Raw genomic sequence first — 22,886 nt, 5'->3', positions numbered from 1 at the left:
AGCTCCTTTACCGGTTCCCCCCTATCTGAGATAGCCATGAGAAATGCCATTGACATAAGTTGTTGCCAGGCATTCAGCAACGTTTTTTTTATTAAAAACAGAACGAAAACAGGGGTATTATGTAGCTATTATTATAATGTTATCAAATTGAATGACTACTCGTTATTGTAATGTTTGTCAGCTATAAACGTATTGTTAATTTAAATACATAACCATAGGATTATAGGCCGGCAGCCGAAAGGGAAATACTTTTGAATTGTAATTCAGAGTGGGGGAAACAACAGATCAAACGCACCACCAATCCAGCACCAAGCCCCCCTTTTTCGCACGTTATCTCTACCGTCCAAAGCGGTACATTAATATATCCTTCTGCGTTATGCGACAGCTAAAGATCTCCAGGTCCATTACGATCCGTGAAAGCCATGCCCTTGAGAAATACCTCCAGGAAATTGGTAAAGTAGACCTGATCTCTGCCGATGCGGAATCAGAATTGTGCGTGCAGATCCGGCTTGGCGATGAAAAAGCGCTGCATCAGCTGATCAAAGCCAATCTCCGGTTTGTGGTATCGGTGGCAAAACAGTACCAGAACCAGGGGGTAAGTCTCAGCGATCTGATCAACGAAGGCAACGTGGGCCTTATCACAGCCGCACAACGCTTTGACGAAACAAAGGGTTTTAAGTTTATTTCCTATGCCGTGTGGTGGATACGGCAGTCCATATTACAGGCATTGGCCGAGCATAGCCGCCTCATCCGGCTGCCGCTCAATAAGGTGGCACTCAACAATCGCATAGCCCGGGCCAACAACCTGCTCGAGCAGCAGCTGGAGCGGGAGCCCCTGGCCGGTGAGCTGGCCGAGCACCTGGGCGTTGCGCTTACCGAAGTGGAAAGCGTACTGCATGCCTCACAAAAATATACCAGTATCGATGCACCCGTACAGCACGACGAAGATGCCACGCTCGCCGATCTGCTGGAAGACCGGCACGCGGCCAGTATCGACCGTGCTATGGAGCATCACGATTCGCTTAAAAAAGATATCAACCAATATTTATCCGTATTGCCGGAGCGGCAGCGCAATATTATCAAGCTGTACTTCGGCATTGGAGTGCCGGAGCCTTATTCTATCGAAGATATAGCTGCCTATTATCAGCTAACCCGCGAAAGGGTGCGGCAAATCAAGGATAGGGCATTGGATATTTTGCGGGTAAAGCCCTCGCACCAGGTGCTGAAGGCTTATTTGTAAAACAGCCCCGTTTTTTACCTGTAACACGAGAAGGATCATGGCAATGATGATACAGCAACAGTACCGGCACATCTATGCCGGCCGTAGCAGCAAAGTGGGTATCTGCCTTACCGGTTTTCCGCCGGGCCTGTACCTGTTCCCGTTACAGGCGACGACGGGAACAACGAGCATGAAATTTATCAAAGTATAACCCTAAAATATTCCGGACCCATTGGGCCCGGAATATTGATGAAATAACAAAGCATATGAAGCCACTTTACCGCCTTGCATTGATTACATTGCCGCTGTTGGGCTGCTTGTCGCGCAGCGCGGCGCAGCTTACCGTAACCACCGGGCAAACCGCCACCGCGCTTGCCCAAAACCTGGCCGGGAGCGGCGTCACTGTGCTGAATGCCACACTTACCTGTGCCGCACAGGGCAATGGTTCGTTTACCGCAGTATCCAGCAGCCTGGGCATTTCAGACGGCATCGTGCTGACGACCGGCAATGCGGCGGCTGTAGCCGGGCCCGAGCCGGGGCTCACCAGCTTTAACAACAACACCGGCGGTGATCCTGATCTGACGGCCCTTTCCGGTGCATCGACCACCAGGGATGCTTGTATCTTGCAGTTCGACCTGGTTCCTAAGGGCGATACGGTGAAGTTTGATTATGTGTTCGGCTCTGAAGAATATATCAATTCCATCTGTGGCCCTTACAACGATGCCTTCGCCTTCTTTATCTCCGGGCCGGGTATTACCGGCATACAGAATATAGCCCGTGTACCGGGGACCAATATCCCGGTGGCTGTCAATTCTATCAATACCGGTATCCCCGGACCATATGGTTCCTTACCCAACTGTACCGCTATGGGTCCTGGCGCGCCCTTTACCACCTGGTACAACAATAACCAGGGCAGCACGACGGTAGCTTACAGGGGACTGACTACGGTGCTGACAGCAGCCCAGACCGTAATTCCCTGCGATACGTATCACCTGAAGCTTACTGTTGCCGATGCCGTAAATGGCTTGTACGATTCTGGTGTATTTATCAAAGCCGGCAGCCTGCAATCCACTACTTATGATGTAGCACTTACTGCGCCGCTGACAGTGGGCGGTCTGCCTACAATTTACAAAGGCTGTAGTCCGGCCACGCTTACCTTTAGCCGTTCGGTGGCCAAGCCGACACCCCAGGTGCTCACCTTTGTAGCTGGTGGCGATGCTATTGGCGGCACAGACTATGCGGCGCTTCCGGCAAGTGTAACCATACCCGCCAATGCCACCCAGACTACGCTTACCGTTACCGGGCTGACTACCCCGCCGGCCGGAGCAAAACTCCTGAAGCTTTACCTGAATGCGCCGGTTAGCTGCGCCGGTACGCCGGAGTTCCTGGACTCCGTAATCCTGCAGCTGCTGGATACACCTTCCGCAGTGATCCTGACCCCGGATACAGTGATGTGCCAGGGTGGACAGGTCCGCATTCGCGTAGCAGGCAGCAATGATCTGCAATACAGCTGGACACCCGCATCGGGACTTAATAATCCTGCAATTAAAGAACCTGTGGCCTCACCGGGGACAACCACTACTTATGCCCTTTCGGCAACCCTGCCTGGCAGCGGTTGTGCACCTATATCCGGTAGCCTGACCATTACCTTATTGCCGATACCTGGTACGGTCGAGGCTGGTGAAGACATGACGCTGTGCGAACATACACCGGTATTGATCAACCCGGATATACAGCCCGATGATCCGGAATTTACCTATAGCTGGACCGGCCCGCATGGTTTTACCGCTACCACCAGGGAGCTGAGCATTGCCGATCCCCTGAGCTCGCAAAGCGGCTATTACTATGTCTCCGTATCAGGTGGCGTATGCGGTTCGGCTACGGATTCGGTAAAAGTGGACATTGTGACCTTCCCTTCGACACCGGTGGTCAACGGACCCTTTAAGTATTGCCTGAACGAAGAAGTAAGCAATTTTCCCCTTAACGACAAAGACCTGGTCTGGTACAAGACAGCAACCGGTAACGACCGCTACGATGGCCGGCCGGCGATCATTACCTCGGCAGAAGGTGTATTTGACTTCTATGTTTCCCGCAGCCTGGGTTCTTGTGAGAGCGAGCGGGTAAAGCTCTCCGTGATCGTAGAACGCTGCTGCGACGACTACATTTTTATCCCCTCTGCTTTTACGCCCAATAACGACGGCAGGAACGACCTTTTTGAAATTGCTGTAAGGAATGGCAGCAAGGTTACCCGTACAATCATTTACAACCGTTGGGGACAGTTGCTCTACGACCGAAGCAGCGATCAGCCCTGGAATGGTACCCATCAGGGTAAGTCTGTTGATCAGGGCAATTATTATTATCTCATAGAAGTAACCTGCAAGGATGGCACCCTGATCCGGAGAAAAGGAGAAGTGCTTGTCGTTAAATAAAACCTGATCATGAAGCATCGCTATTATAAGTTTCTCTATCTTTTTGTGCTCCTCCTGTCATTGACGGGATTCAGGGGGCAGGCACAGATTCTCTTTATGCCGGGTATGACCTATACCCAGAACTTTAACGGCTATAACGGAAGTTCTGCTGTCTCGCTTCCTTACGGCTGGACGGCAACCGGCTCATTCAGCTGGCGGGGACAAGGCACGGGTACCAGCAACTCGGGTGGCGCCTGGGCTTATGGTAGCGCCGGCGACTATTCGCTAGGTTACCTGGGATCGGGTACTTCCCCCAACATCGCCTACAATGCCAGCTTTACCAACAATACCGGCGCTGTCATTACGCAGCTGGTGATCTCTTATAAGTACAAGCAATGGCGCTACGCCGGGGGCAATACCGTCGGATGGACGGTAACGGGCACAGGTGCGCTCAGCGCTTCTTCATTGGCGGGGCTCAACAGCACGAGCGCACTTGCGGGCCCTACAGGTACTGCGACCACTACACCCAAGTCGATCACGCTTACCGGGCTCAATATTTTGCCGGGTGCTGTCTTCGGTATTAGCTGGGCTTGCGCCGACGGCGCGGGAAGTGATAACGGCAATGCGATCGACGATTTTCAGATGTATTCCTGTTCGCCATCGCCGCCTACTGTAAAGGATACTACGCTTTGCTACGGCGTTCCTTTTAGCTGGAACGGTAACACTTACACAACGCCACAAACGTTGACGCATACTTTTACGAATAGCAGCGGCTGCGATAGTATGGTAACGATAACCCTGGGTTATCATCCGCAAATCACGAAGACCGTAGCAGATACCGTATGCTTTGGTCATAGCCGTAACTGGGGCTCGCAAACGTTGACGGCCACGGGCACCTATACCCAAACCTTTGCGGCTGCAAACAACTGCGATAGTGCGGTAACCATGAACTTCTTTGTCCGACCGCAGATCACGAAGGCGGTAGCCGATACCGTATGCTTCGGTCATAGCCGTAACTGGGGCTCGCAAACGTTGACGGCCACGGGCACCTATACACAGATCTTTACGGCTGCTGTTAACTGCGATAGCGTTGTGACGATGAACTTTTTTGTCCGTCCGCAGATCACGAAGACCGTAGCCGATACCGTATGCTTTGGTCATAGCCGTAGCTGGGGTTCACAAACGCTCACGGCCACGGGGACTTATACACAGATATTTACGGCTGCTGTTAACTGCGATAGCGTTGTGACGATGAACTTCTTTGTCCGCCCGCAGATCACGAAGGCGGTAGCCGATACAGTATGCTTTGGTAATAGTCGTAGCTGGGGAACGCAAACGCTGACGGCCACAGGGATCTATACACAGACCTTTACGGCCTCCGTTAACTGTGATAGCGTTGTGACGATGAATTTCTTCGTCCGCCCGCAGCTCACCAAGACGGTAGCCGATACGGTATGCTTTGGTCATACCCGTAACTGGGGAACGCAAGTGCTCACGGCCACGGGGACTTATACGCAGACCTTTACGGCTTCAATTAACTGCGATAGCCTGGTGACCATGAACTTCTTCGTCCGCCCGCAAATTACAAAGACAGTAGCCGATACGGTATGCTTTGGTCATAGCCGTAGCTGGGGTTCACAAACGCTGACGGCCACGGGGACCTATACGCAGACCTTTACGGCAGCTGTCAATTGCGACAGCCTGGTGACGATGAATTTCTTTGTCCGCCCGCAGATCACGAAGACCGTGGCCGATACCGTATGCTTCGGACAAAGCCGTAGCTGGGGCTCACAAACGCTTACGGCCACAGGCACCTATACCCAGAGCTTTACGGCCGCTGTCAATTGCGACAGCCTGGTGACAATGAATTTCTTTGTCCGCCCGCAGATCGCGAAGTCCGTAGCCGATACCGTATGCTTCGGCCAAAGCCGTAGCTGGGGTACCCAAACCCTGACGGCCACTGGAACCTATACGCAGACCTTTACGGCTGTCGTTAACTGCGACAGCCTGGTGACGATGAATTTCTTTGTCCGCCCGCAGATCACCAAGACTGTGGCCGATACCGTATGCTTCGGCCAAAGCCGTAACTGGGGCACCCAAACGCTGACGGCCACAGGAACCTACAATCAGACCTTTACAGCTGCCGTGAACTGTGACAGCCTGGTGACGATGAATTTCTTTGTCCGCCCGCAGATCACCAAGGCCGTGGCCGATACGGTATGCTTTGGCCAAAGCCGTACCTGGGGTACGCAAACGCTGACAGCCACGGGCACCTATACCCAGACTTTTACAGCTGCCGTTAACTGCGACAGCCTGGTGACCATGAATTTCTTCGTCCGCCCGCAGATCACAAAGACCGTGGCCGATACGATTTGTTTTGGCCAGCCTTATCCCTGGGGCACACAGATACTGACCGCCGCCGGTACCTATACACAGGTATTTACGGCTTCTGTAAATTGCGACAGCACGGTTACCCTGAATTTATTCATGGCCCCTCAGCTGAGCAGTACCACAGCCGATACTATTTGTTTTGGTGCAACCTATACCTGGGGCACCCAATCGCTGACGGCCACAGGAACCTATAGTCAGCTCTTCACAGCGGCAGCAGGTTGCGATAGTAATGTTACTCTGCACCTGTGGGTAAGACCCCAGATCACCCATACCTTTGCCGATACCGTATGCTTTGGTCAAAGCTATACCTGGGGTACACAAACCCTGGCAGCGACAGGCACCTATACCCAGACATTCATCGCTGCCGTGCATTGCGACAGTATCGCTACACTGCAGCTTTACGTAAGGCCACAGATCACTTATAGCGCGAGCCGGCTTATCTGTTATGGAAGCAGTTACGTATGGGGTACGCAGACCCTGACTACCGCAGGCGTTTATAACCAGGTATTCACGGCCGCTTCGGGTTGCGATAGTACGGTTACAATGACGCTTACCATATCGCCGGCGCCCGGGACACAAAGTATCGACACGGCATCATGTGGTGTGGTCAACTTTGAAGGTCATCAGTACCATTCCAGCATTACGCTTAACGATACTCTGAAAACAGTTAATCATTGTGACAGCCTTTATCGTACCATCCATATCACGGTCTATAACAATACACCTGTACAACTGCATGTTGATACCACGGGGTGTGGCACTGTAGTATTTGAAGGCATTACCTACACGTCATCAACCATGCTGCACCGGATGTTCACTAGCGTGCATGGCTGTGATAGCCTGGAACGGACGGTGACGGTTACCGTAGTGCAGCCTCAGATAGATACCGTAAATGCTGCGATATGTGAAGGGCAGCGCTATATGTTCCACGGACAGCCTTATCAGTCAGCAGGTGTCTATAAGGCATCTTATACCGGTGCACAGGGATGCGATTCCAGTTTTGTGCTCGTGCTTGATGTTAATCCCTTGCCGGTTGTTGCTTTTGAAGCGCCGGAGAAGACCAGCTATTGTATCGGTGATTCCATTGTGCTGAATATGAAAGGTAGCGACAGCTATCGCTGGACCAATGCTTTCGGCGTCGATATCGGCACCGGCATTACCCATAAAGTATATCTCCCCGATTATGCTAACGCTTTCTCAGTAACCGGTACCGATGCCAATGGCTGCAGCGATTCGGCTTCTATTACGCTTAACGCGCAGCCTTGTTGCACCTTATGGCTGCCCAATGCTTTTAGTCCTAACGGAGATGGTCTTAACGATCGCTTCAAACCCGAAACCAACGGTCATCCCAAGGAATATGCCTTACGTATCTTTGACCGCTGGGGTGCAATGGTCTTCGTCTCTTATAATGTTACGGATGGATGGGATGGTACCGTCAACGGCAAGCCGGCCAATATCGACACTTATCACTACCGCGTTACCGGCAAGTGCGTGAATGGCGAAGTGCTGGACAAGCGCGGCGACCTTACCCTGATCCGCTAACGAATGATAATACGCAAACGAGCCTTTCTTTTTCGGGAGCGGCTCGTTTGCGTATTCTGTAAAAATAGTTTTATTCCCGGGTCATGGGGTATAGCGACTTAAATCGTCCTTTCTTTATATTCTGAAGTTTTCTGTTGATCGCTTTCCGGGCATCCGGGCCAAGCAGGTCGGGATAGAGCCTGCCTTCAATATGGTCGTATTCATGCTGGATCATCCGGGCCGTAAGCCCCGTAAAGGTTTCTGTATGTTCCACCAGGTGCTCGTCGTAATACCGGATGGTGGCCGCCCATGGACGACGCACGCTGGCGGAAAGACCAGGAATGCTAAGGCAGCCTTCATCGTCGTCCCATAGCTGCTCTTCGGAAACGGCCAGGAGCTCGGCATTGATGAATACTTTTCTGATCCCCGTATCCCCATAAAAATAGAGCGCTCTTTCCTCTTCTTCCATTTGCTCGTAAGTAACTATGCTATCGACGATAAAAACACGTACCGGCATGTTAATCTGCGGGGCGGCAAGCCCACAGCCGGAAGCACCGTACATAGTTTCCCACATACAGGCGATCAGCTCGGGTAAAGCAGTATAGTCGGCGGGCAGGGGAAAGCATTTCTGTTGCAGTATCGGCGCGCCGTAAGCGACAATCGGTAAGATCATAAAGGCAAATAAAGGCAAAGCTGCTTAAAAAAATCCAGCGAACATAGTAAATTTTAGACAGTTGTGTCTGTCGGCAGCCCGCTATCTTTGTACCATGCCCCTGAGTTTATTACCTTATTTACGTGATGTTCCGGTGGCCGGTGGTCTGGTAGAGCGTTTCCAGCCTTCGACTGAACTGGCGGCTGTAATAGACAGGTTCTACTTTGTACCGGCCGGCGCCTGGGCCGGTCCCACCATGGCTTTTAGCGACGGTATACCGACGCTGGTGTTTACAATGACCGGCAACCAGGTCATTTTTTCCGTGGCCGGTAATACGTTTAGGCCTGGCCCGGCCTGGTTGAACAGTCCTTATCTGGAACAGAGCCTTATGTGGCAACAGCGTAAGGAAGCGTTATTGATTGTCCGTTTCCGGCCTGCACATGGTTACCACCTCTTCGGAGCCGTCGCACCAGGCACAGGAGATCGTCATTGCCGGGAACTACCTGCGGCGCTTGGCCAAGCGGGAGTCGCCCTGCTACGTAAAGTACAACAGCATGATACGCCGGCGGGCAAAATAGCGGCGATAGAAGCATTTTGCCTAGCACAGTGCATCAAGGATACTAAGCATAATGCCATGCTGGAACGAGCTATTGCGCTGGTGGGGCAGTACGGTGGTAACATCCGGGTTCAGGAGCTTGCCTTAAAGCTGAAAGTTACCTGTAAATGGCTTGAACGGAACTTTCTGGTTAACCTGGGCCTTTCACCCAAGGAGTATATCCGTCAGCAACGCTTTCTCCTCGCCTGCCTTAGCTTGTCTGAGAAGACAGATATTGCGGCACTGGCCCAGGAACATGGTTATTACGATCAGAGCCATTTTGCCAAAGATTTCAAACGGTTTACGGGTAAAGCGCCCCTTCAATACCTGAAAGTAGCGGGTAAAGCGCACGATTGATACTTTTAGGGCTTTAGTTTTTCTAGCCGCGTCACCCAGGAATTTAGATTTTTTGCTCGCGGCGGCGCTGCGTCGCGGCGAGAATATCTTTCTTCCCACAGCGATCCTTTTTTGCCCTTAGCCGTAACCTGCCGGTCGGAACGCGCAGCGGTCTGCACGGCAAAGAGGGATGCTACTGTTTTTCCCGCCATGCTTTAGGCCTGTATCAATTCTTCTTCCCATGCAAAGGCAAAGGGGCTTTGAGTTTTCTCGCAGCGCCGCAGTGTCGTAGCAGCGATGGCTTATATGACATTCTTCTTTGCGTCGTTGTGTCGTGGTGGGCAACTGTTTTCTTTTCTTATGGCATGCTTTTTCCACGAAGGCGATGGCACAAAGTTGGTGTATCCCGCAGCGGCGCCGCGTCGCGGCGAGAATATTTTTCTTCCCACAGCGATCCTTTTTTTGCCCTTAGCCGTAACCAGCCGGTCGGAACGCGCAGCGGTCTGCACGGCAAAGAAGGATGCTACAGTTTTTCCCGCCATGCTTTAGACCTAGATCAATTCTTCTTCCCATGCAAAGGGGCCTTGAGCTTTCTCGCAGCGACGTAGCAGAGATGTCTTATGTAGTATTCTTCTTTGTGTCGTTGTGCCGCGGTGGAAATTCTATTACGTACTTTTTGCCACGATGACACCAAGGCACAACAAGTTTTTCCCACAGCGACGTTGCGGCGCTGCGAGCATAGCCTACCTCCTCTGCAAGCGGTATACTAGCGTCTCGATTTGATGCCCACCTTTTCCATATGCTGCACGTTAATGCTGTAAGTGCCATATTCTTCGATTACCGTGCCGCGAATCCGGTAGAAGCCATTGCCGGACAGGGGATATTTAAAAGCGATCTCCGGAAAATGGACGGTGTCAATCCAATTGCCCTGTGCGTCGATAAAGGTGCCGAAAAACATCCGCTCTCCTTTAAGTGTGTGGATCGGTTTGGTGGTGACCAGGTAGCCAAGCAGCGTGATCTCCCTGCCGGTATAAGGCGCCCAATCGTCGGTAGCCGGGTATTGGCGTACATCATCATCGGCCAGGTCGAAAGGATTGCCCAATGAAAAGCCCAGTAGTTCCAGCTCATCCATAGCATCGTCCAGCGGATGCTGGTACAGTTCGGGTAGGGTATAGACCTCCGGTTGTTCGGAAAATAAGCCGCCGGTTGCGAGTGGGACAGGCTCCGGGCGCCGCCGGCGTAGGAAGTTTGCTTCCCATAGAAGTTGTTTTTTGTTTTTTCCGGTAAAACGTAATGCGCCTACCCGTACCAGTATATTCAATTGTTCGGTAGCGGCCCCGGTGCGTTCGATAAAATCGTACAGGTTGAGGAAGCTGCCGTAATGATTCCGTTCGTTCTCGATCCGGAGCAGTAAGCCGTCTTCCAGGCCTTGTATATGGATAAATCCTACGTAAACGTCCTTATCCTGAATATGGGTCAGCCGGCGACTGTGGTTCACACAGGGCGCATGCAGCCTGGCGCCTGTTTTCTTTAATTCCTGGAAGTATAGTTCGGTGCCGTAAAAGCCACCGAAATTGTTGATCACGGCGACCATGAATTCCATAGGATAATAGGTTTTCAGATAAAGGCTCTGGTAGCTCTCCACTGCAAAGCTGGCCGAATGGGCCTTCGAGAAAGAATAGCCGGCAAAGCTGGCGATCTGACGCCAGACCTCCTGCGTCACCGCATCATCGTAACCTAAGGCCTTGCAGTTATCAAAGAACCGGGTCTTGATGCGCTGCATTTCTTCATTGCCCCGGTATTTGCCACTCATAGCCCTGCGTAGTACATCGGCTTCGGCCATGTCGAGACCGGCAAAATGATGGGCTACCTTGATTACGTCTTCCTGGTAGACCATTACCCCATAAGTCTCCTCCAGCAAGGCTTTCATCTTTTCATGCAGGTAGGGAATCTCTTCCTGGTGATGAAAGCGGTGGATGTACTGTCGCATCATACCGCTCTGCGCCACACCGGGCCTGATGATCGAGCTGGCAGCCACTAATGTAAGATAGGTATCGCATTCCAGTTTTTTCAGCAGCTGGCGCATCGCCGGACTTTCGATATAGAAGCAGCCGATGCTGTTGGCCTGCCTGATATTGGCCGCGACCTGCCTGTCCGCTTTAAATCGACTGATATCGTGGATATCGATTGCTACGCCTTTGTTTTCCAGCACGAGTTGCAACGTATCTTTGATGTGTCCCAGCCCGCGCTGGCTCAGGATATCGAGCTTTTCCAGGCCTATCGCTTCGGCTACATGCATGTCAATCTGTGAGGTGGGATACCCCTTGGGTGGCAGTTCTGTAGCCATGTATCGATACAGGGGCTCCTCACTGATCAGCATACCACCGGCATGGATCGACAGGTGGTTGGGAAAATCGGTGATCTCCTTTACATAGTAGCCTATCGTTTTCTGGTACGAGTCGTCGGCATAGGCTGCATAAGGATTATTGACCAGGTTATCAATCTCTGTCTTGGACAAGCCGAATACCTTGCCCAGCTCCCGGGTGATCGCTCTTTGCTGGAAGGTGCTGTGCATACCCAGCAGGCAAACATGTTCCCGGCCGTATTTCTCAAACACATACCGTGTGATCTCGTCGCGGTCCTGCCAGGAAAAGTCCAGGTCGAAGTCGGGCGGACTGGCCCGGTGCGGGTTAAGGAAACGCTCGAAGTACAGGTCCAGTTCCATGGGATCCACGTCGGTAATGCGCAGGCAATAGGCCACCATAGAATTGGCGCCGCTGCCCCGGCCAATATGGAAAAAGCCCCGCTCGCGTGCAAAACGGATAATGTCCCAGGTAATGAGAAAATAGGCATTGAATTGCTGCTTGTCCACGATGGCCAGCTCCTTGTCAACGCGGGCCTCGGCTGCTGCATTATTGCTTCCATACCGCTGCTGCATGCCCTCAAGCGCGAGCCGCCGCAGCAGCGCTTTGTCCTCCGCCGCACTTCCGGTAAAGGTCTTTTTGGTTTTGGGCGTTTTGTCATCCATATCGATGGTAGTACAGCTGTCCATCACCGTCCTCGTATTGGTTATCAGTTGAGGGTAAGCTGAAAATCTTTGCAGCAGCTGTTGCTCGGTTTGGAATACTTCATCGGCGGCCGCCAGCAGCAAGGGGTCTTGCTTACTAAGCAGGGTGTTTTTATCCACAGCCTGGAGCAGACGGTGAATATTGTACTGTATCTTATCCCGGAAAGTGACCGGTTGCCGGATCACAAACTTGCTGGCATAAGCTTCATCACGATAGCGGTAGAGCTTGTTGCATTCACCGGTTTGCACGCCTATCTTCTCCCAGGGCTTCAGGCTTAAAGGATCGGCAGCGCCCAGCGGGTAAATGACCCATAGGTCTTCACAGGCCGCGAAAGGTCTTGATGGAAAGGGTTTGCCTGCATGCAAATGCTCGCTCAGGAAACGGTTCAGCATAAAGAAGCCTCGCGCATTACGGGCCAGGATCAGGTATAGAAAGCTATCTCCGTTTCGGATTTCGACGCCCGCGATCGGTTGTATATCATTCTCCCGGCAGGCACGTATAAAATCCCAGGTGTCGGTTGTATTGTTGATATTGGTGAGTGCCAGCGTGGTGACGCCCTGTTTGCGGGCATCGGCTACCAGATCTTTGGTCTTATACGTACCATAGCGATAGCTGAACCAGGTTTTACAATTGAGATACATGGGCATTTCTTTTTCTGATTTCGAACAGGTAAGGTTTCCGGGTCTGCCTTTTGAAGTCTTTAAGCCGGGCTTCTCTGAGTGCCGGCGATTCTTCGGGAGCATGCAGCGACTGCAGCTCGTCGCTGAGCCGGAGACCCGTTACAGCCTTGCTCAGGTACCGGCTGCCGTATTTGTGTTTCATCTGATCCACGGCCTGGTATAAAGCGATTTTCTCGCGGGTGTCGTCAAAAATGTCGATCTGATAATTGCCGGGCACCAGCCTGGATAGCCGCACGCCTATCAGGCGCACCCTTTGCCGCCGATCATATAGCCGGTCAAACAGCTCTTTGGCTTTATCGACCAGGATATGGTCCATGGCGGTATAAGGGATAGTCACCTGTTTGGTATAGGTATCGAAGCCCGCATAGCGTATCTTCAGCGTGAGGCAGCCCGCCAGCTTATGCTGCTCGCGCAACTCGAAGCCGACCCTTTCGGTGAGCCTTACCAGCTGACCTTTCAGCCACTGGGTGTCGGTAATATCCTGGCCGAAAGTATTTTCAGCGCTTACACTTTTTTGTTCATTATAAGGCACAATGGGCGTATCGTCGATACCATTGGCCTTTCGCCACAATTCGGAGCCATTGCGTCCCAGCAATTGCTCCAGCATAGGCCTGGGAATTTCGCTCAGCAGCCTGATCGTATTGACACCCATGCTGTACAGCAGATCGGCTGTTTTTTTCCCGATCATCGGCATTTTATCTATCCTGAGGGGCGCCAGGTAAGCCTTCTCTTCACCGGCAGGAATGATTTCACCGCCATCTGGCTTCACCTCGTTGGTGCCCACTTTGCTGAGCAGCTTATTGGTCGACAAGCCATAGGAGACCACCAGGCCCGATTCTTTAAGAATATATTGTTTCAGGTGGGCAGTATACTGGGTGCAGCCGAAAAAGCGGTCCATGCCGCTGAGATCAATATAAAACTCGTCGATACTGCTTTTTTCATATACCGGCACTTTGGAAGCGATGATATCGGTGACCACGTGAGACATTTTACTGTACTCTTCGGCATCGCCCCTGATTATGCGGGCTTCGGGGCAAAGCTTGCGTGCCAGCTTCATGGGCATTGCCGAGTGAACACCATATTTGCGGGCCTCGTAGCTGGCCGCAGCCACCACGCCGCGATCGCCCATGCCGCCGATCAGTAAAGGAATGCCTTTCAACGCCGCATTTCGCAGCCGTTCTACGCTCACAAAGAAAGCATCGAGGTCCAGGTGCACGATATGCCGTTCCATTTTCAAATCATTTTGTTCTCAGGTAGTAAAGCCTGCCGGGCCAATTCCCGGCAGGCAGCGTCACAGGCTTTGTTGTTTGGTGAAATTTCCTTTTGACATTTTAGATGTCATATTTATGACATCTAAAGTAGCAAAAATTTTCAAAACACAAAAATATTTTGATAACTGCATTGCTCATGGCGTCACTGCAAGAGGCTATTTATTTAAGATCTTCTTGCGTGCTTTTCTATATCAAGGCACCAAGTTGTATTGCCCGCTGCGTCGCTGCGAGAGGCTATTTATTTGAGATCTCCTTGCGCGCTTTTTCTCTACCAAAGGCATTAAATTATATTACTCGCTGCGTGGCTGCGTTACTGCATGAGGCTATTTGTTTAAAATCTCATGGCACGCTTTTTCTCTAACAAGGCAAGGCGCTAAATTGTATTGCTCGCCGCGCCGCGGCGTCGCTGCGAGATAAAAAAAATAATAGGATTAATTGCTTTGTTCGCCGCATCGCAGCGAGACGAATAAGGTAAGCATTGAGGAAAAAAGGCGAATAATGGTGCCGTAATTCCCCAGCAAGCCGGACACATGGCATACCGTAAACGCTGATTGCCATAAGCCTTATGCTTTTGGTATGGTTTTTGGCTCTTTTATAGAACGACCAGGGCTTACTGGTCTCATTAAATCAACAAAAGCTATGAAACGATACCTTTTAAGTGTGCTTACAGCAGCTATTCCTGCCTTGTTTGCGGGTGCTTGCAGTAACCATGACAATACCAACGAAAGCGATACCGATACTTCGGTCAATACACTCCCGGCGGAGACGACGCCATCATCCCCGGAAACCGCTCCGGCAAGGCCCGGCGATACGGCTATCGTCCCGCACGTAGACCCGGCGCTCGATTCGGCTGCCAAACAGGGAACCATGCCGCCCAAATAGCGGCACACCGATTATTTCATTTTATAAAACTGGTTTTATATGAAAACGTTCTTTTTAAATATTGCTGCCGTGCTCTTGCTGGCACTTACTTCTATAGCGGTTACCGCCCAGGCAGGTGATCCGCAGGGAAAACAACGACCCAAAAATCAACGGATGGGCATGGATACCCAATCCAATACCCGTATACCGGTCACTAATGATCCGGAACTGATCCGAAAAAGGGATACACTACCTATTCCACCACCGCAGCCAATGCCGACGCCACCCGACACGATAAGGAAGCAATAACAGCGATATTTTTCAACTATAAATTGTATATGATGGACACGAACGAACATTTGGTAACACAGGTCAACAAAATTATTCAAACCAATATCGACCGCCGGGAAGGATATGAAAAGGCTGTAGACCAGGCTAAAGAACCCCAGTTGAAAGCGTTTTTCGAAGATTGCTGCAAGCAAAGTAACGAGAACATTAATGAGCTGCGGCAGATCGTGATCCAGCACGGCGGCTCGCCGGTGACGGATACGTCGACAGCCGGGGATCTGTACCGTATCTGGATGGATGTAAAATCGGCCTTGTCTCTCAGCAATACCAAAGCAGTGCTGCAAAGTTGCGAGCGGGGAGAAGATGTGGCCCTCAGTGCTTATCGCGACATCGTGGAAAGTGGTGTACGGGCAGAATCAGTTATGGTGCACAGTGTGCTGAAACGCCAGGAGGACGGCATTCTCACGATGCACAACCGTGTTAAATCGTTACGGGACGCCCGGTAGTGTTCCTGCCGAAAGCTATATAAGAAGAGCTGCTCTGTACGGGCAGCTTTTTTTGTGCCGGTATCCCTGATCTTTTTCCCGCTACAGATGTTATTGCAATATAATTAATGCCCATGAAGACCAATGAAGAATACAACAAAACAGCCATGTTCTACAAGCAGATATTGTTGCTGCTTAAGGATAGTGCTATTCCTTTCCTCATCGGCGGCTCATTTGCTGTATTTGAATACACCTGCACTACGAGAGAAACCAAGGACATGGACATATATTGCCGTCCCGAAGATTATCCCGGTATATTGAAGTTCTTTGCCGGTAAGGGATACGAAGTGCAGCAAACGGATGTACGCTGGCTGGCCAAAGTGTTCAATGAGGAAGGACGGTTCATCGACATTATCTTCGATACGGTAAACAATATATGCCGGGTAGATGATACCTGGTTTGAACGGGCCCGCGAGGCCACCGTATTTGATATGCCGGTAAGTTTCATTTCTCCGGAACACCTGATCTGGGGAAAAATGTACGTAATGAACCGGGAACGGTACGATGGCGCCGATGTGAACCACCTGATGCTGAAGCAGGGCGAGCGCCTGGACTGGCCTTTCTTAAAGCAGCTGATGGAACCCAACTGGCACCTGCTTTTGTCCTGCTTCCTGTTGTTCCAGTTTGTCTATCCCGCCGACTATTTCAGGATATTGCCGCGTAAGATGTTTGAGGAATTGCTGGAGCGGGCAAAAGCGCAATACGATTTGCCGCCGCCGGTAGAAAAGGTATGTCGCGGGCCCTGGATCGACCAAACGCAATACCAGGTGGACATTAAAGAATGGGATTATAAATCCTACACCATAAAAACAGTATAACGCTTATGGAACCTGAAGCAAAAAAAGTAAGGATCGCCGCTGTAGGCGATATTCATGTACATGAATCGGATAAGGGTAAGTGGAAAGATTATTTTGCGAAAGTAGCAGCATCGGCCGACGTTTTCCTTATTGTGGGCGACCTAACCCATACCGGCGACGAAGCGGAAGCGGAAGTGCTGCTGGAAGAGCTGAGGGCTTGTACCATACCCATCGTGGTGGTACTGGGTAACCATGACTATGAGAAGGGGCGGCAAAAGCTGATCCGGCAGATCCTGCTGAAACACGCGCATCTGCATGTGCTCGACGGGGAATCGGTGGTACTTTATGGCGTCGGTTTTGCCGGGGTAAAGGGCTTTGGCGGAGGGTTTGACAACTATATGCTGTCGATGTTCGGCGAGCAGGCGATGAAGGCTTTTGTACAAGAGGCGGTAGACGAGGCGCTGCATCTGGAAAGAGCTTTGGCAAGGCTCGATCAGGAGCATGATGGTATCAGAAAAATAGCGCTGATGCACTACTCGCCTATAAGCGAAACGGTGATAGGCGAGCCGGAAGTCATCTTTCCGTTCCTGGGCTCTTCACGCCTGGCCGAGCCCCTGTTACGACGCAAAGTGGTAGCCGCCTTTCACGGTCATGCCCATGCCGGCAACCTCGATGCGGAGCTATCGGGAATAAAGATATTCAATGTAGCTAAGCCCGTATTGCAAAAAGAGGGCCTTACCGACGGATTCTTCGTTTTTGAAATATGAAGCTGTTTTTTATTAAACAATTGCTAATTACAGTTTTGTGATGAACATTTTTTCATCCGCCGGTTTATCTGAACCGGACCAATTCCGGCTCATCTATGGCAAAAAAGAAGCACCTGTACCAATCAGGTATCATTGGCAATTGTTCTTTCATCGCGCACGTCGGTCTCGACACCAATGTCAGTTGGCTGTGCTGGCCGCGTTTCGACAGCAGCTTTGTATTCGGCAACCTGCTTGATCGCGAAAGCGGCGGTGCTTATTCCATATTGCCCGATGGCAAATTTACCTCGAAGCAGTATTACGTAGAAAATACCAATATCCTGTGTACCGAAGTTGAATGTAAGGACGGCAGCTACCGGATCACCGACTTCGCGCCGCGCTTCTACTTATATGAGCGCTATTTTAAGCCGCTAATGCTTATCCGAAAGATAGAGCCGCTTGTGGGCAATCCGCGTATAAAGGTTACCTGTAAGCCGGTAACCGAATATGGCTCCCGGGCGCTGGAAGCTTCGCCGGCCAGCAACCATATCGATTATTTCGGCGCTGCCAATACGATAAGGCTGACCACTAATTTTTCTATCAATCATATTCTCGACGAGCATCATGTAGTGTTGAACGAGACCAAATACCTGGTACTGACCTATGGCACGCCGTTGGAAGCGCCATTGAAAAGTACCGTGGAAGAATTTTATACCCGTACCAAGGACTACTGGCGGCAATGGATCAAAAAGACGAGCATCGGTAATATCTACCAGGATGCGGTAATCCGCAGCGCATTGGTATTGAAGATACATCAGTATGAAGATACCGGTGCTATTATCGCTGCCAGCACGACCAGCCTTCCCGAATACCCGGGCAGCGGCCGTACCTGGGACTACCGCTACTGCTGGTTGCGCGACGCTTATTATACCCTCCAGGCCTTTAACCATATCGGTCACTTCGAGGAGATGGAAGGGTATTTCAATTTTATCGCCAATATTTCTGTAAAGGAAGAGGGCCGCTACCAGCCCCTATACAGTGTCACGGGGGAAAAGTACCTGAAGGAATACGAGATCCCGCTCAGCGGTTATCTGGGCAATCAGCCGGTACGTATCGGCAACCAGGCCAGTGAGCATATCCAGAACGATGTGTACGGACAAGTATTGCTCTCGCTGTTGCCGCTATACTCCGACGAGCGTTTTGTTTTTGAGGAGCGTACCGATTCTTCGGCCTGGATATCTTCGGTGCTGAAGATGATCGAAATGGTGATCGATGAGGAAGACGCGGGGCTATGGGAGTTCCGCGATATCAGCGGCTATTTCTGCTATACCTATCTCTTCCAGTGGGCAGGTTGCCAGGCGGCTATCCTTATCGCACAAAAGATCAAAGACAAAAAACTGGAACGCTGGGCGGCAAGGCTTGCCGAAAAGGCAGCCAACCGTATCGAAGCTTGTTACGATCCTGAACGCAGGGTATATCAGCAAGCGATCAATTCGCCGTATATGGATGCCAGCACGCTGCAGCTGATCATGATGAACTACCTGGATCCCGCATCGGATCGTGCAAAGGATCACCTTAAAGCTGTGGAAACCGTTTTGTCGGCGCCAGGCGGCTTGTTTTACCGGTACAAGCACGAAGACGACTTTGGTAAGCCTGAGTCTACCTTTCTTATCACTGCCTTCTGGCATGTTGAGGCACTTGCCTGCGTTGGCCGTGTAGATGAGGCGCAGGAGCGGTTTGAGCAATTGCTGCGCTATACCAATCACCTGGGTCTGCTGAGCGAAGATGTGGAAGCCTCTACCGGCAGCCAATGGGGCAATTTCCCACAGGCGTATAGCCATGTGGGATTAATGAATGCCGCTTATCGTATTGCTATGAAGCGCGACCGCCCTAATTTTTTATAAGGGCGGTGTTTTTTTCTTCATTCTGATTGTTGTCTTCGCTGCTTCCGATCAGCTTTCTGAGGAAGCTGCGCACTTCTTCCGGGTTTTTCAGAAAATAGGTAGCGGCAGAGATGCCGGAACCCACTTTGATCGTAACTGCTTCTTCCGGCATAGCTTTGAAGGTATCTTCATCGGTATAGTCGTCCCCTATTGCGAGAATGAATGAAGCCGGATATTGCTTCAGCCATTCGCGGGCTGCGTTACCCTTGTTGATCATAGCGCTTTTGATCTCGATTACTTTATTGCCTTCCTGTAGCTGCAAGCCCAGGTTAGCCGCGGCATATTTCATATTGCCGGTCATTTCCTTTGCCCTCAGCTCGCCCAGGCCTTTGTCTACCTTGCGGTAATGCCAGGCCAGTGAATAGTCCTTTTCTTCGATAAATGATCCCGGTGTGCGCATTTCAAACTGCTTCAGCATGGGAATGAACTCTTCTTTCCAATCGGTATTCAGGTCCTTGGCGATTACCCAAGGCCTTCCGTCTTCCCGTAACCAGGCGCCATGCTCGGCAATGATATCGATAGGCATATCGCCCACCCAGCTCTCCAGGGTCTCCTTTTTTCTGCCACTGATGAGCACGATCTTATTGTGGGGATCGCTGTAAAGCTCCTGCAGCAATGCTTTGAGATCATTGTCGGGAATGGCTTTGAGCGGATCGGGTGTAAAGTTGACCAGCGTACCATCGTAGTCAAGGAAAATGAGGCGTCTGCCGGCTTCCTTATAACGGAGATGCAAAGTGTCCTTAAATGTTTCGGTTAGCATACGGGTGCTTAATTGCTCCTGCTTCAGCTTTACTTCGGTTAGTTTATCCATGAAATTTTTGATCCAGTGATGTATGTTGAATTTGGCTACTGTATGCTGCAAGGCTTCCATACGGCGTACCTGCTCTTCCTCTGGCATGGTAAGCGCCTCGTAAATGGCTTCTGCTACAGCGTCCTCGTTGGTAGGATTGATAACCAGGGCCTCGTAGAGCTCTTTTGAGGCGCCGGCCATTTCGCTCAGGATCAGCACGCCGGTCTTATCTATGCGGCTGGCGATATACTCTTTGCATACCAGGTTCATGCCATCACGCAGGGGTGTTACCAGGGCGATGTCGGCTGAAGCATACAAGGCCGAAAGCATTTCCAGCGGGAAAGAACGGTAAAAGTAATGGATCGGTTGCCAGGACAATGTGCCATGCTTGGCATTGATCTCGGAGACCAATCGGTTGATCTCTTCTTTCAACGATGCATATTGCTTTACCTGGTCGCGGGAAGGGACCACCAGCTGTATAAAAATCACCCGCTCCTTCCATTCGGGATGCTTTCTCAGGAACAGCTCGTAAGCCTTCAGCCGTTGCGGAATGCCTTTGCTATAATCGAGCCGGTCGATCGAGATCATCAATTTGCGATCACCCATGAGCTGATGCAATTTGGTCTCATTCCGTTTGGTCTTAGGATTGAAGACGTTATCCCGGTATTTGTCATAGTCTATCCCCATAGGGAAAGCATCGACGATCACCGAGCGCTCATCGTCCAGGATCAGCTCATTGGCGTTGGACGGCGCATGAACGATGCGGGTAGCCGCGCTCATGAAATGGCGTACATCGTCGAAAGTGTGAAAGCCGATAAGATCAGCTCCCAGCAATCCTTTCAATAATTGGTCGCGCCAGGGTATGAGCCGGAATACTTCGTAAGAAGGGAAGGGGATATGCTGGAAAAAGCCGATGCTGACATCGGGCATCGCTTCCCTTATCATCTGCGGCACCAGCATGAGCTGGTAATCCTGTATCCAGATGGTGTCGCCCGGATCGGCAATTTCCGTGACGGCTTTTGCAAATTTGCGGTTCACCTTCTGGTATACCTCCCAGTCCTTACGGCCATAGCTGGCATAGCTGGGGAAATAGTGGAACAAAGGCCATAACGTATCGTTGGAAAAGCCATCGTAATAGTGGTGGATCTCGTACTCGGAAAGCATGACCGGGTAAAGGTTCTGCTTCAGAAAGTCTTGCCGTATAATATGCTGTATTTTCTCATTTTCGATATAGGCGCCGGGCCAGCCGATCCATATGTTATTTCCGTCTTTATAGATGCTGCCGAGGCCCGTGGCCAATCCGCCTTCGCTGGAATGATAAATCCATTCCTCATTCTTGATTTCTACACGCACAGGCAGGCGGTTAGCGACAATAATGATCTTAGGTTGTTTCATAATACACTTTGTGCAGGCTCTTGGTTGGATGCCAGTTAAATACAATCGGAAGGCAAAAATGTTGGCGGGGAAAAGCCGCCGGAAGCGTTACGGGACAACGATTTAGGCCTAATTATAATTCATAGGAAATGAGTATGTATAAAAGCATCCGGCAATGCTGTGTATACCGAACAAATGGGAGTGAGGCTTTGTTATTCTCCTAAGCTATATGTTACAATTTGATACTAAGGGTATTTACTGTCGCCAGGCCGGGGTATACATTGATCCCTGGCAGCCGGTAGATAAGGCGCTGATTACCCACGCGCATTCTGACCATGCACGCAGCGGAAGCAAGGCCTATTTGTGTCACCACAATACGGTACCCTTACTGAAGCTGCGGCTGGGCCAGGAGATCAACGTAGAAGGCATAGGCTATGGTGAGCCGGTATTTCTCAATGGTGTCAGGATCAGCTTCCATCCTGCGGGCCATATTATCGGATCAGCGCAAATACGCCTGGAATACCAGGGCGTGGTATGGGTGGTGTCGGGCGACTATAAGCTGCAGGAGGATGGTATTTCTGCGCCGTTTGAACCGCTGCGTTGCCATCATTTCATTACGGAGTCCACCTTCGGATTGCCGGTGTACCGCTTTCCCGCACCGGAAGAGGTATACAAGGAAATCAATGACTGGTGGCAACAAAATGCAGCCGATGGGCAACATACTGTGATCATAGGCTACGCGCTGGGTAAGGCCCAGCGCATCATTCGTCATCTGGACAGTAGTATTGGTCCCGTGTTGGTGCATGGCGCGGTCGATAATGTCAATACAGCCCTTGCCGCAAACGGTGTATCGCTGAATCCTTCCCTGCGCATTACTCCTGAATTGTCTAAAGATAGTATGCAGGATGCCGTGATCGTAGCGCCGCCTTCTGCGATAGGAAGTCCCTGGCTGAAACGATTTTTGCCCTACAGGCTGGGCATTTGTAGCGGCTGGATGCAGTTGAGAGGTGCACGCCGCCGACGGTCGGCCGACCGGGGCTTCATACTTTCGGATCATGCCGACTGGCCGCAACTGAATGAGGCGATCAAGGCCACAGGTGCTGAACATATATACGTCACCCATGGCTATAAATCGATATTTGCCCGCTGGCTGCGGGAGGAAATGGGGTTACAAGCCTTTGAGGTAGACACCCTATACGAAGCAGAAGGGGCCGAAGATACCGAAGACATATTGCCCCCGTAAAAACGTTACCTGCAACGTCTCATCACCTGCAAATATGTTTTTCGTAGAAATATCGTCCGTAGAGACGTTGCACGCAACGTCTCTATACGCATAGCTATATTTTCCATTGGCATTGTTGTAGAGACGTTGCATGCAACGTCTCATGAATTATGGACAGTCAT

Annotated in this window: 17 protein-coding genes; 12 read left to right on the top strand and 5 right to left on the bottom strand. The window is 51.1% G+C overall.

Annotated features, from left to right (window positions below):
- Positions 1-376: 376 nt before the first annotated feature.
- The 4 genes from DZK30_RS15420 to DZK30_RS15410 are packed head-to-tail and all read left to right on the top strand — an operon-like array spanning position 377 to position 7,560.
- Complete coding sequence (locus DZK30_RS15420; RefSeq protein WP_118975028.1) at positions 377-1,240, top strand: sigma-70 family RNA polymerase sigma factor; 864 nt, start codon at positions 377-379, stop codon at positions 1,238-1,240.
- Between the two features lie 37 nt (positions 1,241-1,277).
- Positions 1,278-1,430, top strand: a complete 153-nt coding sequence (locus tag DZK30_RS25885) for a hypothetical protein (RefSeq protein ID WP_162903126.1) — start codon at positions 1,278-1,280, stop codon at positions 1,428-1,430.
- Positions 1,431-1,485: 55 nt separating this feature from the next.
- Positions 1,486-3,648 (top strand): choice-of-anchor L domain-containing protein, encoded by a 2,163-nt coding sequence (locus DZK30_RS15415; protein WP_118975027.1) that lies wholly within the window; start codon positions 1,486-1,488, stop codon positions 3,646-3,648.
- A 9-nt stretch (positions 3,649-3,657) separates the two neighbouring features.
- Positions 3,658-7,560, top strand: coding sequence for a gliding motility-associated C-terminal domain-containing protein (locus DZK30_RS15410; protein ID WP_118975026.1), 3,903 nt, complete (start codon positions 3,658-3,660; stop codon positions 7,558-7,560).
- Between the two features lie 70 nt (positions 7,561-7,630).
- On the opposite strand, the gene DZK30_RS15405 is transcribed toward DZK30_RS15410, so the two are convergent.
- The gene (locus DZK30_RS15405) at positions 7,631-8,212 is read right to left on the bottom strand and encodes a peptide deformylase (protein WP_118975025.1); all 582 of its coding nucleotides are present in this window, start codon (positions 8,210-8,212) and stop codon (positions 7,631-7,633) included.
- Positions 8,213-8,306: 94 nt separating this feature from the next.
- Here DZK30_RS15405 and DZK30_RS15400 point away from each other — a divergent pair, with 94 nt between their 5' ends.
- Positions 8,307-9,143 carry an AraC family transcriptional regulator gene (locus tag DZK30_RS15400; protein WP_118975024.1) on the top strand — a complete coding sequence of 279 codons (837 nt, stop codon included), beginning with the start codon at positions 8,307-8,309 and terminating at the stop codon, positions 9,141-9,143.
- 281 nt (positions 9,144-9,424) lie between these two features.
- On the opposite strand, the gene DZK30_RS25880 is transcribed toward DZK30_RS15400, so the two are convergent.
- The 3 genes from DZK30_RS25880 to dinB all read right to left on the bottom strand — a co-directional run bounded on the left by DZK30_RS25880 (position 9,425) and on the right by dinB (position 14,101).
- A complete protein-coding gene (locus tag DZK30_RS25880; RefSeq protein ID WP_162903125.1) occupies positions 9,425-9,664 on the bottom strand; it encodes a hypothetical protein in 240 nt (79 codons plus the stop codon).
- A 224-nt stretch (positions 9,665-9,888) separates the two neighbouring features.
- Positions 9,889-12,837 carry a DNA polymerase III subunit alpha gene (locus tag DZK30_RS15385; protein WP_240432938.1) on the bottom strand — a complete coding sequence of 983 codons (2,949 nt, stop codon included), beginning with the start codon at positions 12,835-12,837 and terminating at the stop codon, positions 9,889-9,891.
- Positions 12,815-14,101: a DNA polymerase IV gene (gene dinB, locus DZK30_RS15380; RefSeq protein WP_118975020.1), complete on the bottom strand. Its 1,287-nt coding sequence runs from the start codon at positions 14,099-14,101 to the stop codon at positions 12,815-12,817. Before dinB ends, DZK30_RS15385 begins: the two co-directional genes overlap by 23 nt.
- Positions 14,102-14,780: 679 nt before the next feature.
- Here dinB and DZK30_RS15375 point away from each other — a divergent pair.
- The 6 genes from DZK30_RS15375 to DZK30_RS15350 all read left to right on the top strand — a co-directional run bounded on the left by DZK30_RS15375 (position 14,781) and on the right by DZK30_RS15350 (position 19,279).
- Positions 14,781-15,023, top strand: a complete 243-nt coding sequence (locus tag DZK30_RS15375; RefSeq protein WP_162903124.1) for a hypothetical protein — start codon at positions 14,781-14,783, stop codon at positions 15,021-15,023.
- Positions 15,024-15,062: 39 nt separating this feature from the next.
- Complete coding sequence (locus DZK30_RS15370; RefSeq protein WP_118975018.1) at positions 15,063-15,311, top strand: hypothetical protein; 249 nt, start codon at positions 15,063-15,065, stop codon at positions 15,309-15,311.
- Positions 15,312-15,340: 29 nt separating this feature from the next.
- Complete coding sequence (locus tag DZK30_RS15365; protein WP_118975017.1) at positions 15,341-15,796, top strand: ferritin-like domain-containing protein; 456 nt, start codon at positions 15,341-15,343, stop codon at positions 15,794-15,796.
- Between the two features lie 113 nt (positions 15,797-15,909).
- A complete protein-coding gene (locus DZK30_RS15360) occupies positions 15,910-16,653 on the top strand; it encodes a nucleotidyltransferase (RefSeq protein ID WP_118975261.1) in 744 nt (247 codons plus the stop codon).
- Positions 16,654-16,658: 5 nt separating this feature from the next.
- Positions 16,659-17,399 (top strand): metallophosphoesterase family protein, encoded by a 741-nt coding sequence (locus tag DZK30_RS15355; protein ID WP_118975016.1) that lies wholly within the window; start codon positions 16,659-16,661, stop codon positions 17,397-17,399.
- 95 nt (positions 17,400-17,494) lie between these two features.
- Positions 17,495-19,279, top strand: coding sequence for a glycoside hydrolase family 15 protein (locus DZK30_RS15350; RefSeq protein ID WP_118975015.1), 1,785 nt, complete (start codon positions 17,495-17,497; stop codon positions 19,277-19,279).
- Here DZK30_RS15350 and DZK30_RS15345 read toward each other — a convergent pair.
- Positions 19,266-21,503, bottom strand: a complete 2,238-nt coding sequence (locus DZK30_RS15345; protein ID WP_118975014.1) for a bifunctional alpha,alpha-trehalose-phosphate synthase (UDP-forming)/trehalose-phosphatase — start codon at positions 21,501-21,503, stop codon at positions 19,266-19,268. The genes DZK30_RS15350 and DZK30_RS15345 overlap by 14 nt on opposite strands.
- A gap of 208 nt (positions 21,504-21,711) precedes the next feature.
- Between DZK30_RS15345 and DZK30_RS15340 the strand changes: the two genes are divergently transcribed.
- Complete coding sequence (locus tag DZK30_RS15340; RefSeq protein ID WP_118975013.1) at positions 21,712-22,725, top strand: ligase-associated DNA damage response exonuclease; 1,014 nt, start codon at positions 21,712-21,714, stop codon at positions 22,723-22,725.
- Positions 22,726-22,886: the final 161 nt, after the last annotated feature.

It is taken from the genome of Taibaiella koreensis, from assembly GCF_003545715.1.
In the GTDB taxonomy this organism is placed as follows: domain Bacteria; phylum Bacteroidota; class Bacteroidia; order Chitinophagales; family Chitinophagaceae; genus Taibaiella; species Taibaiella koreensis.
Note: the sequence above shows the minus strand (reverse complement) of the source record. Positions and strands in the feature narration are given on the sequence as shown.

What these genes read in the sequence shown, in the direction of transcription:
- DZK30_RS15405 (WP_118975025.1), bottom strand. Translation starts at nt 8,212, where the DNA reads ATGATCTTACCGATTGTCGCTTACGGCGCGCCGATACTGCAACAGAAA.
- DZK30_RS25885 (WP_162903126.1), top strand. Translation starts at nt 1,278, where the DNA reads ATGGCAATGATGATACAGCAACAGTACCGGCACATCTATGCCGGCCGT.
- DZK30_RS15420 (WP_118975028.1), top strand. Translation starts at nt 377, where the DNA reads ATGCGACAGCTAAAGATCTCCAGGTCCATTACGATCCGTGAAAGCCAT.
- dinB (WP_118975020.1), bottom strand. Translation starts at nt 14,101, where the DNA reads ATGGAACGGCATATCGTGCACCTGGACCTCGATGCTTTCTTTGTGAGC.
- DZK30_RS15365 (WP_118975017.1), top strand. Translation starts at nt 15,341, where the DNA reads ATGATGGACACGAACGAACATTTGGTAACACAGGTCAACAAAATTATT.
- DZK30_RS15410 (WP_118975026.1), top strand. Translation starts at nt 3,658, where the DNA reads ATGAAGCATCGCTATTATAAGTTTCTCTATCTTTTTGTGCTCCTCCTG.
- DZK30_RS15345 (WP_118975014.1), bottom strand. Translation starts at nt 21,503, where the DNA reads ATGAAACAACCTAAGATCATTATTGTCGCTAACCGCCTGCCTGTGCGT.
- DZK30_RS15350 (WP_118975015.1), top strand. Translation starts at nt 17,495, where the DNA reads ATGGCAAAAAAGAAGCACCTGTACCAATCAGGTATCATTGGCAATTGT.
- DZK30_RS15340 (WP_118975013.1), top strand. Translation starts at nt 21,712, where the DNA reads ATGTTACAATTTGATACTAAGGGTATTTACTGTCGCCAGGCCGGGGTA.
- DZK30_RS15375 (WP_162903124.1), top strand. Translation starts at nt 14,781, where the DNA reads ATGAAACGATACCTTTTAAGTGTGCTTACAGCAGCTATTCCTGCCTTG.
- DZK30_RS15385 (WP_240432938.1), bottom strand. Translation starts at nt 12,837, where the DNA reads ATGCCCATGTATCTCAATTGTAAAACCTGGTTCAGCTATCGCTATGGT.
- DZK30_RS25880 (WP_162903125.1), bottom strand. Translation starts at nt 9,664, where the DNA reads ATGGCGGGAAAAACTGTAGCATCCTTCTTTGCCGTGCAGACCGCTGCG.
- DZK30_RS15370 (WP_118975018.1), top strand. Translation starts at nt 15,063, where the DNA reads ATGAAAACGTTCTTTTTAAATATTGCTGCCGTGCTCTTGCTGGCACTT.
- DZK30_RS15400 (WP_118975024.1), top strand. Translation starts at nt 8,307, where the DNA reads ATGCCCCTGAGTTTATTACCTTATTTACGTGATGTTCCGGTGGCCGGT.
- DZK30_RS15360 (WP_118975261.1), top strand. Translation starts at nt 15,910, where the DNA reads ATGAAGACCAATGAAGAATACAACAAAACAGCCATGTTCTACAAGCAG.
- DZK30_RS15415 (WP_118975027.1), top strand. Translation starts at nt 1,486, where the DNA reads ATGAAGCCACTTTACCGCCTTGCATTGATTACATTGCCGCTGTTGGGC.
- DZK30_RS15355 (WP_118975016.1), top strand. Translation starts at nt 16,659, where the DNA reads ATGGAACCTGAAGCAAAAAAAGTAAGGATCGCCGCTGTAGGCGATATT.